At 65.7% G+C, this 13945-nt stretch carries 13 protein-coding genes and 1 pseudogene; 8 read left to right on the forward strand and 6 right to left on the reverse strand.

Going from position 1 to position 13945, the window contains the following annotated elements:
* Positions 1–25: 25 nt before the first annotated feature.
* Positions 26–445, forward strand: a complete 420-nt coding sequence (gene arfB / locus ACVIW0_RS32250) for an alternative ribosome rescue aminoacyl-tRNA hydrolase ArfB (protein ID WP_461356023.1) — start codon at positions 26–28, stop codon at positions 443–445.
* A 186-nt stretch (positions 446–631) separates the two neighbouring features.
* Here the strand turns inward: arfB and ACVIW0_RS32255 are convergent, their stop codons facing one another.
* Positions 632–946 carry a hypothetical protein gene (locus ACVIW0_RS32255; protein WP_461356024.1) on the reverse strand — a complete coding sequence of 105 codons (315 nt, stop codon included), beginning with the start codon at positions 944–946 and terminating at the stop codon, positions 632–634.
* 403 nt (positions 947–1349) lie between these two features.
* On the opposite strand from ACVIW0_RS32255, the pseudogene ACVIW0_RS32260 reads away from it, so the two are divergent.
* From ACVIW0_RS32260 to ACVIW0_RS32275, 4 genes and pseudogenes are all read left to right on the forward strand, one after another.
* A pseudogene (locus ACVIW0_RS32260) lies at positions 1350–1671 on the forward strand (c-type cytochrome).
* Complete coding sequence (locus tag ACVIW0_RS32265) at positions 1672–2067, forward strand: VOC family protein (RefSeq protein ID WP_461356025.1); 396 nt, start codon at positions 1672–1674, stop codon at positions 2065–2067. It abuts the pseudogene before it with no gap.
* A 33-nt stretch (positions 2068–2100) separates the two neighbouring features.
* On the forward strand, positions 2101–2649 hold the full coding sequence (locus ACVIW0_RS32270) for a gluconate 2-dehydrogenase subunit 3 family protein (RefSeq protein WP_456796717.1): 549 nt from the start codon (positions 2101–2103) through the stop codon (positions 2647–2649).
* 12 nt (positions 2650–2661) lie between these two features.
* Complete coding sequence (locus tag ACVIW0_RS32275; protein WP_461356026.1) at positions 2662–4230, forward strand: GMC family oxidoreductase; 1569 nt, start codon at positions 2662–2664, stop codon at positions 4228–4230.
* A gap of 70 nt (positions 4231–4300) precedes the next feature.
* Here the strand turns inward: ACVIW0_RS32275 and ACVIW0_RS32280 are convergent, their stop codons facing one another.
* Positions 4301–4612 carry a ribbon-helix-helix domain-containing protein gene (locus ACVIW0_RS32280; RefSeq protein ID WP_461356027.1) on the reverse strand — a complete coding sequence of 104 codons (312 nt, stop codon included), beginning with the start codon at positions 4610–4612 and terminating at the stop codon, positions 4301–4303.
* Between the two features lie 232 nt (positions 4613–4844).
* Between ACVIW0_RS32280 and mutL the strand changes: the two genes are divergently transcribed.
* Complete coding sequence (mutL, locus tag ACVIW0_RS32285; protein ID WP_461356028.1) at positions 4845–6662, forward strand: DNA mismatch repair endonuclease MutL; 1818 nt, start codon at positions 4845–4847, stop codon at positions 6660–6662.
* 135 nt (positions 6663–6797) lie between these two features.
* Here the strand turns inward: mutL and rsmD are convergent, their stop codons facing one another.
* A complete protein-coding gene (gene rsmD, locus ACVIW0_RS32290) occupies positions 6798–7352 on the reverse strand; it encodes a 16S rRNA (guanine(966)-N(2))-methyltransferase RsmD (protein ID WP_461356029.1) in 555 nt (184 codons plus the stop codon).
* A 6-nt stretch (positions 7353–7358) separates the two neighbouring features.
* The gene (locus ACVIW0_RS32295) at positions 7359–9383 is read right to left on the reverse strand and encodes a pseudouridine synthase (protein WP_461356030.1); all 2025 of its coding nucleotides are present in this window, start codon (positions 9381–9383) and stop codon (positions 7359–7361) included.
* A 141-nt stretch (positions 9384–9524) separates the two neighbouring features.
* Between ACVIW0_RS32295 and ACVIW0_RS32300 the strand changes: the two genes are divergently transcribed.
* On the forward strand, positions 9525–9971 hold the full coding sequence (locus tag ACVIW0_RS32300) for a nucleoside deaminase (RefSeq protein ID WP_461356031.1): 447 nt from the start codon (positions 9525–9527) through the stop codon (positions 9969–9971).
* Positions 9972–10200: 229 nt separating this feature from the next.
* Here the strand turns inward: ACVIW0_RS32300 and ACVIW0_RS32305 are convergent, their stop codons facing one another.
* On the reverse strand, positions 10201–11106 hold the full coding sequence (locus tag ACVIW0_RS32305) for an alpha/beta fold hydrolase (RefSeq protein ID WP_461356032.1): 906 nt from the start codon (positions 11104–11106) through the stop codon (positions 10201–10203).
* A 116-nt stretch (positions 11107–11222) separates the two neighbouring features.
* Here ACVIW0_RS32305 and ACVIW0_RS32310 point away from each other — a divergent pair, with 116 nt between their 5' ends.
* Positions 11223–12455, forward strand: coding sequence for an acyl-CoA dehydrogenase family protein (locus ACVIW0_RS32310; RefSeq protein WP_461356033.1), 1233 nt, complete (start codon positions 11223–11225; stop codon positions 12453–12455).
* A 121-nt stretch (positions 12456–12576) separates the two neighbouring features.
* Here the strand turns inward: ACVIW0_RS32310 and purD are convergent, their stop codons facing one another.
* On the reverse strand, positions 12577–13854 hold the full coding sequence (gene purD / locus ACVIW0_RS32315; protein ID WP_461356034.1) for a phosphoribosylamine--glycine ligase: 1278 nt from the start codon (positions 13852–13854) through the stop codon (positions 12577–12579).
* Positions 13855–13945 lie beyond the last annotated feature (91 nt).

The following is a 13945-nucleotide window of genomic DNA, read 5'->3' on the forward strand; positions in this document are numbered from 1 at the left end:
ATTCTTCCCTCCACCGGGTGACGTCATGCTGCGGGTGTCCCGCGACCTTACGATCGACGAGAACGACATCGAGATTGTGTTCGTCCGCGCCTCCGGCCCGGGCGGGCAGAATGTCAACAAGGTCTCGACCGCCGCACAGCTGCGCTTCGACACGACAAAGATCGCGCTGCCGCCGGACGCGGCGCAGCGGCTGGCGCGGCTCGCCGGCAGCCGTATGACCAAGGACGGCGTGATCGTGATCCAGGCGTTCCGGTTTCGCACCCAGGAACGCAATCGGGCAGACGCGATCGAGCGGCTGCTCGAGATGCTGAAGGAGGCGATGGTGCGGCCGACACCGCGGCGGCCGACCAGGCCGACGCTCGGCTCCAAGCAACGCCGGCTCGACGGCAAGAAGCGCCGCAGCGACATCAAGGCCGGCCGCGGCACCCGCCGTTTCGACGATTAGAGCATGATCCGGAAAAATGGAAACCGGTTTTTCCTCGCGACAAACGCCAAAGGCGTTTGCGCGGAGATCATGCTCAAACAAAGAGATAAGATCATATGCGATTCCGTGGAAACGCATCATGATCTAGACCTTCGGATGCAGCGCGCGTGCGGCGCTGCATCCGGTATGCACTGGTCGCGGTCCAGACTAGTACTTCTTCGCTCCCGGCGCCGTCTCGGAACTGCCGGACTTCGGTGACGTCGCGTGGCCGCTGCTGCTGCCGACCGTTCCCTTGCTGCCCGACTTGGCGCTGGTGCCGCTCTTCTGGCTCGGCGAGGTCGGCTGCGCCGCCATCTCCTCATCGCCGCTGCCGGACATGCCGCCGCCCTGCTGGATGGTGCCGCTGCCCGCTGCACCGCCGCGAAGCTGGGTATTCGGGGTGGCCGTTCCCTGTGCCAGGACGGGGCCGACCATCACGGCCGAGATGGCAAGGGCGAGCACGCTGGTTTTTGCAAACGTCATCCATTTCTCCTGGACTTTGATTGACGATGGACGGAGCGGCGCGGATGTGCGCCGTTTGCAGCGCCGACCCTAAACCCCATCGCGCGAGACTGAATTTCCGCAAACGGCGCACACGCAATGCAAACTGCGTCGTGTGGTGATCGTGCAGGGATTTCGCGGTCATTTTGCGGATTTGTCGTCCGCATATGCGGCAACCACCGGTTCCGCGCCAGAACATCGCCCAGCTTTGTTCTGCTGTGAAACAGCCCGCTACTACCAACGGCGGATTTCAGCCCCCTACAGTCGCCGCACAGAGGCGGTGATGTATATGACAAAGCTGCGGGCAAGCTGGACGTTTGCGCTGGGATTTTGGGCGCCGGGATTTTGCAGCGCAATGCTTGCAGTGCAAATCGCGAGCGCCCAGATGCCCCTGCCCGCCGCCAAGCCGCCCGATGGCGCGACGCTGTTCAAGCAGCAATGCGCGACCTGCCACACCACGAACGCAATGGACCCCGTCCGGCAAGGACCTTCGCTCTTCAAGATCGTCGGCCGCCATGCCGGCCAGGCCGACGGTTTCAAATATTCCGCCGGCTTCGCCAAGGCCGATTTCGTCTGGGACGACGCCAGGCTCGATTGCCTGGCTGACCAATCCGCAGGATGTGATCCCGGGCGCCGTGATGGCCTATCGGCAGGCCAAGCCGGAAACCCGCGCCATGATCATCGCCTATCTGAAGGAATTGAACTGAATGGCAAAGCCCGTGCATTCGATGATCCGCGTGTTCGACGAGGCCAGGGCGCTCGACTTCTACCATCGTGCGTTCGGCCTCGAGATCGCGGACAATCTGCGCTTTGGCGATTTCGCGCTGATCTATTTGCGGCATCCGTCCTCGCCATTCGAGGTCGAGCTCACGGTCAATTTCGATCGCAAGGAGCCCTACACGCTCGGCGACGGCTACGGCCATCTCGCCGTCATCGTCGACGACGTCGATGCCGAGCACGCGCGCTTCGAACAGGAGAAACTGTCGCCCGGGCCGCTGCGCGACTTCAAGCATGACGGCAAGACGCTGGCGCGCTTCTTCTTCGTCTCCGATCCCGACGGCTACAAGATCGAGGTGATCCAGCGCGGCGGGCGGTTTGGCTAATCCAATTACAAAAAATGTCTATGGAGGAAACCAATGAGAGAAATCGATCGACGCAGCAAATATGACCGGCGTGTCTTTCTCAAGGGCGCGGCCGCAACCGCACCCGCGGTCGCGATCGCGACATCGACCGGGCTCGGCATCACCGATGCGTGGGCTGACGAAGCCGGCACGCTGACGCCGGCGACGATGAAGACCTTGCTGAAGATGGCGCGCGATATCTATCCGCACGATTTCCTCGGCGACAGTTACTACATCACCGCGGTCAAGCCGTGGGATGACAAGGCGGCGAAGGATCCGGCCGTCAAATCGCTGATCAATGACGGCGTCGCGCGGCTCGATCAGGAAGCCAACGATCGCCATAAGATGCCTTACGTGCAGGTCGCCTGGGAAAACGATCGCGTCGCACTGCTGCAACGGATCGAGGAGAGCGCGTTCTTCCAGAAGATCCGCGGCGATCTCATCGCCTCGCTCTACAACAACAAGGAGGTGTGGCCGCGGTTCGGCTACGAGGGCTCCTCCGCCGAGCATGGCGGCTACATCAAGCGCGGCTTCGCCGACATCGACTGGCTGCCGAAGGCTTGAGGGGAGGGTACAATGGCAAAATTCGATCTGAATGACAGCGGCGTTGTCGTGATCGTCGGCTCCGGTGCCGGCGGCGGAACGCTCGGCAACGAACTGGCGCAGAAGGGCGTCAAGGTCGTGATCCTGGAAGCCGGGCCACGCATCGAGAACCAGGATTTCATCAACGATGAATGGGACAGCTTCGGCCAACTCGCCTGGTCGGACATGCGCACGACGTCCGGAAGCTGGCGCGTCCACAAGGACTTCCCGAACATTCCGGCCTGGATCGTCAAGGCGGTCGGCGGCTCCACCGTGCACTGGGCCGGCGCCTCGCTGCGCTTCGACGAGCACGAGTTCAAGATCAAGTCGGCCTATGGCAACATCCCCGGCGCCAATTTGATCGACTGGCCGATCACGCTCGCCGAGATGGAGCCATGGTACGCCAAGGCCGAGAACAAGATGGGCGTCACCCGCACCAACGGCATTCCCGGACTGCCCGGCAACAACAATTTCAAGGTGCTGGAAGCCGGCGCCAAGAAGCTCGGCTACAAGGAGGTGCACACCGGGCGGATGGCGATCAACAGCGAGCCGCGCGACGGCCGCGGCTCCTGCCAGCAGATCGGCTTCTGCTTCCAGGGCTGCAAGTCGGGCGCCAAATGGTCGACGCTCTACACCGAGATTCCGAAGGGCGAAGCCACCGGCAATCTCGAAGTGCGCCCCGGCAGCATGGTGATCAAGATCGAGCACGACCAGTCCGGCAAGGTCACCGGCGTGGTCTACGCCGACGAGACCGGCGCCATGCAGCGGCAGAAGGCGCGCGTGGTCGCAGTCGCCGGCAACTCGATCGAGAGCCCGCGGCTGCTGCTCAACAGCGCCTCCAGCATGTTCCCGGATGGCCTCGCCAATTCATCCGGCCAGGTCGGCCGCAACTACATGCGGCACATGACCGGCAGCGTGTATGCCAGTTTCGAGAAATCGGTGCACATGTATCGCGGCACCACGATGGCCGGCATCATCCGCGACGAGGCCGCCAACAACCCGAAGCGCGGATTCGTCGGCGGCTACGAGATGGAGACGCTGTCGCTCGGCCTGCCCTTCATGGCGGCGTTCCTCAATCCCGGCGCCTGGGGCCGCAGCTTCACCAGCGCGATGGAAGGCTATCCGCGGATGGCCGGCATGTGGTTGGTCGGCGAGGACATGCCGCAGGAGACCAACCGCGTCACGCTGGATCCGACCATCAAGGACAAGTTCGGCATGCCGGTCGCCAGCGTGCATTTCGACGATCATCCGAACGACATCGCGATGCGCGATCACGCCTACAAGCAGGGCTCCGCGGTTTATGAAGCGGTCGGCGCCACCGTGACCTATCCGACGCCGCCCTATCCCTCGACCCACAACATGGGCACCAACCGGATGAGCGAGAAGCCGCGCGACGGCGTGGTCAACAAGTTCGGCCAGAGCCACGACATCAAGAACCTGTTCGTCTCCGACGGCAGCCAGTTCACATCAGGCGCGGCGTGCAACCCGACGCTGACCATCGTGTCGCTGGCGATCCGGCAAGCCGACCACATCGCCGGCGCGATGCAGCGCAAGGAGATCTAGGTCCCTCAAACTGAAGCGGCCTTTGTCCTCGGGACAAGGCCGCATTTTTTTGCGCGATGAATCCGAAAGCCTATTCGGCGGCGTCGAGGATGGGCTGGCCCTCGAATGCGGGAACCGAAGCCGTGCTCTGCGAGCGATAGATCAGGCAGCAGCACCGCAACAGCGATGCGAAATTGTTGACTTCGCCATGGTGGTCGAGGACCTCGCCATAAAGGGTGGTGACGAACTTGGCGACGCTCATCCGCTCTTTCGCCGCGATCTCCTCCAGCGTGTCCCAGAACGACATCTCCAGCCGGATCGAGGTGCAATGGCCGCCGATCCGCAGCGACCGGGTCTGCGATTCATAATTGCGCTGCGGCTGGTGCGCGAACAAATGGCACATGGCTATCCTCCCCATCGAATTATAATTTTTCTAAACGATATACCCGCGCGGGGGGCCCCACAATCGCCACGTAGGACATAGCCGGCACACACGCGAAGGTGAGCGTCTTCAAGACCATAGGCCGGCTCCATCCCCAGTTAAAGGCAGCCATGACCGGGCTGCCCCATGCATTTGGCGATCGGGCCGACTAGAATGACGCCGACCCTCGAATCCCCGTCCGATCACGCACGCCATGCCTGTCCGCCAGCTTCCCGAACAGCTCGTCAACCGCATCGCCGCCGGCGAGGTGGTCGAACGTCCCGCGAGCGTGGTCAAGGAGCTGGTCGAGAACGCGATCGACGCCGGCGCCAGCCGGATCGACGTCTTCACCGATGGCGGCGGAAGGCGCCGGATCGGCATCACCGACGATGGCGGCGGCATGACGCGATCGGACCTTGCGCTCGCGGTCGACCGCCACGCCACCTCCAAGCTCGACGACGAAAACCTGCTGCGCATCCGCACCCTCGGGTTCCGCGGCGAGGCGCTGCCGTCGATCGGCGCAGTGGCAAAACTCGGCATCACCACGCGGCATGCCAGCGAGCCGCATGCCTGGTCGCTGTCGGTCGAGGGCGGCGAGAAGTCGGAGATCATGCCGGCGGCGCTCGGCCAGGGCACCCGCGTCGAGGTCAACGAACTGTTCTACGCCACGCCGGCGCGGCTGAAATTCCTCAAGACCGACCGCACCGAGGCGGAGGCGATCCGCGAGGTGGTACGGCGCCTCGGCATGGCGCGTCCCGACATCGCTTTCACACTGGCCGGCGAAGAGCGCGCGCCGCTGACTTGGGCCGCCGCCCTGCCCGGCGCGGCCGGCCGGCTGACCCGGCTCGGCGATATCCTCGGCGCGGACTTTCGTAGCTCCGCGATCGAGGTGCGCGCCGAACGCGAGGGCGTCGTGGTCGAGGGCTTCGCCGCCGCGCCGTCGCTGACCCGCGCCAATGCGCTCGGGCAATATCTGTTCGTCAACGGCCGCCCGGTGCGCGACAAGCTGATCCTCGGCGCGGTGCGCGCGGCCTATTCCGACTATCTGCCGCGCGACCGCCATCCCGTGGTGGCGCTGTTCGTGACCTGCGATCCGCAAGAGGTCGACGCCAATGTGCATCCGGCCAAGACCGAGGTGCGCTTCCGCAATGCCGGCCTGGTGCGCGCGCTGATCGTGCACGCGCTCAAGGAGGGCCTCGCGCGCGAGGGCCGGCGTACCGCGGCCAACACCGCCGACGGCGCGACGCTCTCAGCCTTCCGCCCCGCCTTCACTCCGCCGCGTCCGGGCAATTGGGACTGGCGCGCTTCGCCGTCCTATCCGGCTGGTCCGATGCGCGGCTTCGAGGGCGCGGCCGCAGCCGCCTTCGCCGAGCCTGGACAGGCCGCCTTCGACGTCGGCGCGCCGACCGCCGATGTCCGCTTCGAGGCCGCGCCCGCGCCCGATCTGCTCGACCGACCGCTCGGCGCCGCGCGCACCCAGATCCACGAGACCTACATCGTCTCGCAGACCCGCGACGGCCTCATCGTGGTGGACCAGCACGCCGCGCATGAGCGCATTGTCTATGAGAGACTGAAGGCCTCACTGGCGAAGAACGGCGTGCAACGGCAGATCCTGCTGATCCCCGAGATCGTCGAGCTCGATGAGGCAACCGTCGAAAAGCTGCTCGACCGTGCCGAAGAGCTGGCCTCGTTCGGGCTTGCGATCGAATCCTTTGGCCCCGGCGCGATCGCGGTGCGCGAGACGCCCTCGCTGCTCGGCAAGGCCAATGCGGCAGGCCTGTTGCGCGACCTCGCCGAGCACATGGCCGAATGGGACGAGGCGTTGCCGCTGGAGCGCCGGCTGATGCATGTCGCCGCCACCATGGCCTGCCACGGCTCGGTCCGCGCCGGCAGACGCCTCAAGCCGGAAGAGATGAACGCGCTGCTGCGCGAGATGGAAGACACCCCGAACTCCGGCCAGTGCAACCACGGCCGCCCGACCTATGTCGAGCTGAAGCTGAGCGATATCGAGAAGCTGTTCGGGCGGCGGTAAGTTTGCATACTCCGCTGTCATCGCCCGGCTCGACCGGGCGATCCAGTACGCCGCGGCGATCATGCTCAGTCGAGAGGCCTCGGCGTACTGGATCACCCGCTTTCGCGGGTGATGACGGCATAACAAGCGGCAACGTTACGCTTTGCGCAAGAACACAAACTCCGTGTCGTCATAGGCGCGCCGCTCGAGCTCCTCGAAGCCCTCGGGCGCAGCGAACGAAGCGGCTTTCGCTTCTTCCACTACGAGCAGTGCGCCCGGCACGAGCCAGCCGCCGTCGCGCAGCGAGGCGAGCGCCTTCTCGGCGAGGCCCTTGCCATAGGGCGGATCGAGAAACACCAGCGAGAACGGCTCGACCGGATGCGCCGGTCCGAGATCGGTGGCGTCGCGGCGATAGACCTTGGTGGTGCCGCCGAGGCCGAGCGACTCGACATTGTTGCGCAGCAGCGCCCGCGCTTCGGCGCCATTGTCGACGAACAGCGTGAACCTGGCGCCGCGCGAGGCCGCCTCGATGCCGAGTGCGCCGGTGCCGGCAAACAGATCGAGCACGCGCGCGTCCTCGATCGGATTGTCGTAGGCGTGCACGAGGATATTGAACACGGACTCGCGCAGGCGGTCCGCGGTCGGCCTGATCTCGCGGCCCGAGGGCGATGCGAGATTGCGGCCCTTCAGCCTGCCCCCGACGACGCGCATCGACCGTCACTCGTCCCGCGGCTTGAGATCGCGCTTGCCGTGATAGCCGCGCTTGGGACGGCGCGGCGGGCCGTAGCCGTTGGCCTCGTCCTCATTGCGGGCGCGCGCCTCGTCGCTGCCGGTGCGCTGCACCAGCACGCGGCGGCCCTTGCGGTCGTTGATGGTCTCGCGCTTGGCCTTGGGCTTCTTGGCGGGCGCATCGTCGGCGGCGTCACGCTGCTCCGGCCGCGTGAAGTCCGCGCCTGCGATCTTGGCGATCTTCTCGCCGAGCTGCTCGCGCAGCACCCGGGTCTTGACCTCCTCGACCTTGCCCTCCTCGAGCTCGGCGAGCTGGAACGGGCCGTAGGAGATCCGGATCAGGCGGTTCACCTCGAGCCCGAGATGCGCCATCACATTGCGCACCTCGCGGTTCTTGCCCTCGCGGATCGCGAACACAACCCAGACGTTGGAGCTCTGGTCGCGCTCCAGCGTGGCATCGATCGGCCCGTATTTGACGCCGTCGACCTCGACGCCGTCCTTGAGCTGGTCGAGCTGGGCCTGCGTCACCTCGCCATGCGCACGCACGCGGTAGCGCCGCAGCCATCCGGTGTCGGGATGCTCAAGCGTCCGCGCCAGACCGCCGTCATTGGTCAGCAGCAACAGGCCTTCGGTGTTGAAATCGAGCCGGCCGATCGAGATCAGCCGCGGCAAGCCCTCGGGCAGATTGTCGAACACGGTCGGCCGTCCCTCGGGATCGGCATGCGTCGTCATCAGCCCGCGCGGCTTGTGATACAGGAACAGCCGGGTCCGCTCGCGCGGCGGCAACGGCTTGCCGTCGACCGCCACGACGTCATTGTCGGTGATATCGAGCGCCGGCGAGTTGATCACGCGTCCGTTGACGGTGACGCGCCCCTGCGTGACGATCTCCTCGGCATCGCGGCGCGAAGCGAGGCCGGCGCGCGCCAATACCTTGGCGATGCGCTCGCCCGATTTCTTCGGCTTCGGCTCGGGACGCTCGCGGCGTTCGTCAGTGGACCGCTCGCGGTAGGCGCCGCGGCCGCCGAAGGCCGGGCGCTTGGCAAAGATCCTGCTGTCGTCCTCATTGTCGCGGCGCGGCCGATCGGAGAAGCGGCCTTCGCTGCGCGGATGCTCCTGCCAATCAGTGCGGCCTTCGGGACGCTCGCGGCGGCGATTGTCGCGGCGATCGCCGCTATCTTCATCGCGATCCCAGCGCGGCCGGCTGAACTTCGGCCGATCACCCTGCTCACGATCGTCGCGGGACCTGGAGAACCGCGGACGTTCGCCGCCGCCACGGTCGTCGCGCGACCGCGAAAAGCGCGGACGCTCGTCACCGCCACGATCCTCGCGCGGTTTGCGATCCCGCCTTTGCCACGGCTTCTCGTCGCTGCGGTCGCGGCCTTCGAAGTCGCGGTCGCGCTTGAAACGCGGCCGATCGCCGAAATCGCGGCGCGGTGCATCGCCCTCCTCGCGGCGGCGGAACGGGCGGCCCTCGCCCTTGTCGCGGAACGAACCCTTGTCGCGATCGCCGCGCGAAAACTTCCGGTCGTCGAACTTGCGCTCGGCGCGCTCACCGCGCGGCGCGTAGGGACGCTTCTCGCGATCGCCATAGGAGCGCTTGTCACCGAACTTGCGGTCGGACGACCGGCCCTCCGAACGCAAGCCCCCGCGCTCGCCGCGCTGCGGACGATCGCCCGCCTCGAAATCGCGGCGCTCGCCCCGCGGCTTGAACGGACGCCGCTCGCCATCGCCGTCACGCGCCGGCCGATCGCGGAACGGCCGATCGCCGCGAGGCCGATCGTCACGGCTGAACCGGGGCTTGTCGCCGAAATCGCGGCGCGGCGGACGGTCTTCGCGAGCGCCGCGATACGGACGCTTCTCACTCTCGCCCTTGCCGGCGAAGTCATTGCCGCCAAAGTCGCGCTTGGCGAATTTCTTGTCGGGTCCGCGGGCGGCGCCGGAGCGGCCCTTGCCGCCGCCCGGCCGATCACGCCGGCCGCGGGAATCGTTGTTTTTGTCGCTGTCGCGGGGCATGAATGTTCTCACTGGACGTTCGATTGGGGTTGCAAGGGTCACCGGGCCGTACGCGCCCTCGTGGCAGCGTTTGACGCAAAACCGGCATCCACTTTTGCTGAAGGCGACGCTACTAGCAGGTTTCTTCCGATGATACGAGGCATGTCGGCCCCTTCTTTCATGGATTTGGCGCTGAAAACGGCCGAAAATGCCGGAAAATCGGGCGAAGTTCCGATCGGATGCGTCATTGTGCGGGGCTACAAGGTGATCGCCACCGCCGGCAACCGGACGCTGACCGACCGCGACCCCACCGCGCATGCCGAAATCCTGGCGATCCGGCAGGCGGCTGAGGCCATCGGCACCGAACGGCTGGTCGATTGCGACCTCTATGTCACGCTGGAGCCCTGCACCATGTGCGCCGGCGCGATCTCCTTTGCCCGCATCCGGAGGCTGTATTACGGCGCCGCCGACTCCAAGGGCGGCGCGGTCGAGTCCGGCGTGCGGTTCTTCGCCCAGCCGACCTGCCACCACGTGCCGGAGATCTACGGCGCGGTGGGTGAGAGCGAGGCGGCGCGCCTGCTGCGCGAATTTTTCAGAGAGCGGCGGTGACGAGACCGTAGCCCGGACGGAGCGAAAGCGAAATCCTGGAATCTTTCCACGGCAGGAGGTCCCGGATTGCGCTTCGCTCCATCCGGGCTACGAAACTTCATGGTGCTGGTCCCGTCATCCTGAGGAGCCGCGAAGCAGCGTCTCGAAGGATCGACGGCCACGAGCCGGGCCGTGCATCCTTCGAGACGCGCAAAGACGCGCTCCTCAGGATGACGGTGATGGAACGGAGTCACCCCGCCAGGAAAAACTCCCGCAGCAGCTTTGCGGTCGCGTCGGGCGCCTCCTCGGGCAGGAAATGCCCTGATGGCACCGGCGCGCCGCTGACATTGGTGGCCCAAGTCTTCCAGGTGTCGAGCGGCGTGGTTGCCGCGCTGGCAACCCCGGCATCTCCCCACAGCGCCAGCATCGGGATCGTGATCTTCCTGCCGGCGTCGACATCGGCCTTGTCGATCTCGTAATCGGCATAGGCGCCGGCGCGGTAGTCCTCGCACATCGCGTGGATGCGGGCGGGATCGCGGAACGGCGCCAGGTAGTGCGCGAGCGCGCGCGGATCGATCGCCTCCAGCGTCTTGGTCCGGGTCTGGCTCGCCATCTTCTCCTTGAGGAAGAATTCGCCATTGTTGGAGATCAGCGTCTCCGGCAGCGGATAAGGCTGCGCCAGGAACGCCCAGTGGTAGATCTTCAGCGCTGACAGGCGATTGAGCTTTTGCCAGTAATCATAGGTCGGCGCGATATCAAGCACCGCGAGCTTCGACAACCGGCCGGGATGATCGAGCGCCAGTCGATACGACACCCGGCCGCCGCGGTCGTGGCCGGCGAGCGCGAAACGCACGTGGCCGAGCTGCTCCATCGCCTCGATCATGGTCTTGGCCCAGGCCCGCTTGGTGTAGGGCGTATGGTCCTTGTCGCTGTCGGGCATGTCGGACCAGCCGTAGCCCGGCAGGTCGGCAATGATCAGCGTGAACTCGTCATCAAGCTTCGGCGCGACCGTGTGCCACATCACATGCGTCGAGGAGAAGCCGTGCAGCAACAGCAGCGGCGGGCCCTTGCCGCCGACGCGGGCGAAGATGCGGCCCTGCGAGGTGTTGATCCATTTCGACGCGTAGCCGGGAAAAAGATCAGCGAGATCAGGCATCGGTGGCTCCTCCCAGGTCGCGTACGCCGTGCTTCAAACTTTGTTCGGCGTTGCCGCTGGCCCGGTTTATGCCATCCTGCGGTGCTGCCAACAACAACATGAAACGAGGAAATGCCATGTCGATCGATTTCGAGATTCCCGCCGAGGCCAAGGCGATCCGGGAGAAGGTGCGCAAATTCGTCCACGACGAATGCATTCCGGCGGAAAAGGAACTCGACACCAAGCCGCTTGCGGAGGTGCTGGGACCGCTGCGCAAGAAGGCCCGCGCGCAGGGCCTGTGGTGCCCCTTCGTGCCGAAGGAGTATGGCGGTATGGGCCTCGGCCCGCTGGCCAACGCGCTGGTGCAGATGGAGCTCGGCGAGAGCATGCTCGGCGCGCTCTCGATGAACACGCAGGGGCCGGACGACGCCTCGATGATGACGATCCTGGCGCACGGCACCGAGTACCAGAAGGAAAAATTCCTCAAGCCCCTGTTGAACGGCGACAAGCGGATCTGCTTCTCGATGACCGAGAAGGCGGCCGGCGCCGACGCCACCGGGATGCAGACCACGGCGGTGAAGGACGGCAACGAGAACTACATCCTCAACGGCGAGAAATGGTTCTCCTCGTCGGCCAGCGTCGCCGACCTCGCGCTGGTGATGGCGAAGACCGATCCGAATGCGCCGCGCCACAAGCAATATTCGACCTTCATCGTCGAGCTGCCCAACCCCGGCTACCGCATCAAGCGCAACGTCGCCAACATGGCGATCGAGGGCCCGCATGACGACGTGATCCATGGCGGCCATTCCGAGATCGAGATTAGGGATCTCAAGGTGCCGGCGGACAATCTGCTCGGCGGCGAAGGCAACGGCTTCAACATGGGCCAGCACCGCCTCGCCTACGGCCGGCTGCGCCACGGCATGCACAACGTCGCCAAGGCGCAGCGCGCGCTCGACATGGCGACAGCCCATGTCACCAAGCGCTCGACATTCGGCCAGCTCTTGGCCGACCGCCAGGCGGTGCAGTTCATGCTCGCCGACTGCGCCAGCGAGCTCTATATCGGCCGGCTGATGCTGCTGCACATCGCCTACAAGGCCGAGAAAGGCCTCGACATCCGCCAGGAGAACTCGATCGCCAAGATCTTCCACGCCCACATGGTGCACAAGGTGATCGACACCGCGATCCAGCTCCACGGCGCGCTCGGCTTCAGCCAGGATACGCCGCTGGCGAAATGGTACACCCAGGTGCGCTCGCAGCGGCTGGTCGACGGTCCGGACGAGGTGCACAAATGGAAGATCGGCAAGAACGTCATCAAGGCGTTCCGCGAGCACGGCACCACGGCAAGCGCCGCGGGCGGAGATTTGCTCTGACTCATTCTGTCATTCCGGGGCGGCGCAGCGCGCCGAACCCGGAATCTCGAGGTAAGGTGGAACGTGCCGACCACGTCGAGATTCCGGATCGACGCGCGATGCGCGTCGTCCGGAATGACACCTAAGCCTGCTCCGCTTCCACCGCCTGCCAGGCGATGTCGCGGCGGCAGAAGCCGTCGGGCCATTTGATGCGATCGACCGCCTGATAGGCGCGGTCGCGCGCCTCGGTGACCGTCTTGCCCATCGCGGAGACGTTCAGCACGCGGCCTCCGTTGGCAAGGATGGCGTCATCCTTCGCCACCGTGCCGGCGTGGAAGATCTCGACTCCCTCGACCGTGGCGGCGTCATCGAGCCCGTCGATCCGCGTGCCCTTGAGGTAATCGCCAGGATAGCCCTTGGCCGCCATCACCACGGTCAGCGCCGGGTCCGGGTACCAGCGCAGGTCGAAATTCTTCAATTGCCCGTCGATCGAGGCGAGCAGCGCCGGCACGATGTCGGACATCATCCGCAGCATCAGCACCTGACATTCCGGATCGCCGAACCGGACATTGTATTCGAACAGCTTTGGGCCCTGCGCGGTCAGCATCACGCCGGCATAGAGCACGCCCTTGAACGGCGTGCCGCGGCTCTTCATCCCGGCCACCGTCGGCAGGATGATGCGCGCCATGATCTGCTCGTGCACCTCAGGCGTCACGAACGGCGTCGGCGAGTAGGCGCCCATGCCGCCGGTGTTCGGCCCCTTGTCGTGATCGAACACCCGCTTGTGGTCCTGCGCGGTGGCGAGCGGGATCGCGGTCTCGCCGTCGCACAGCGCGAAGAAGCTGATCTCGCGGCCGGACAAGAACTCTTCGATCACGACCTCGGCGCCGGCCGTGCCGAACGCGCCCTCGAACATCATCGCAACGGCGGCTTCCGCTTCGGCCAGCGTCTGCGCCACCACGACGCCCTTGCCGGCGGCGAGCCCGTCGGCCTTGACCACGATCGGCGCCCCCTGGGCGCGGATATAGGCGGTCGCGTTCCTGGCATTGTCGAAGCGGCGATAGGCGCCGGTCGGAATGTCGAACTCGCTGCAGAGGTCTTTCGTGAAGCCCTTCGAGCCCTCGAGCTGCGCGGCCTGCTTGCTCGGCCCGAACGCCTTGATGCCACCAGCGGCGAGGTCGTCGACGATCCCGGCGGCAAGCGGCGTCTCGGGGCCGACCACCACCAGATCGACCGCATTGCGCCGGCAGAACTCGATCACGGCGGCGTGGTCGGCGACATCGAGCGCGATGCATTCGGCCTCGCGCGCGATCCCGGCATTGCCCGGCGCGCACCACAGTTTCTCAACCAGCGGCGATGCGGCGATCTTCCACGCCAGCGCATGTTCGCGGCCGCCGGAACCGAGCAGGAGGATGTTCATCTGGGTCGCCGATTAGAGGGGTTGTAACGCCGTTTGGTCCGGTTTAGCACGCTCCCCGACCGCGGCAACACGCGGTTCGATCAGATGTGGA

The sequence above is a fragment of the Bradyrhizobium sp. USDA 4454 genome (assembly GCF_054822705.1).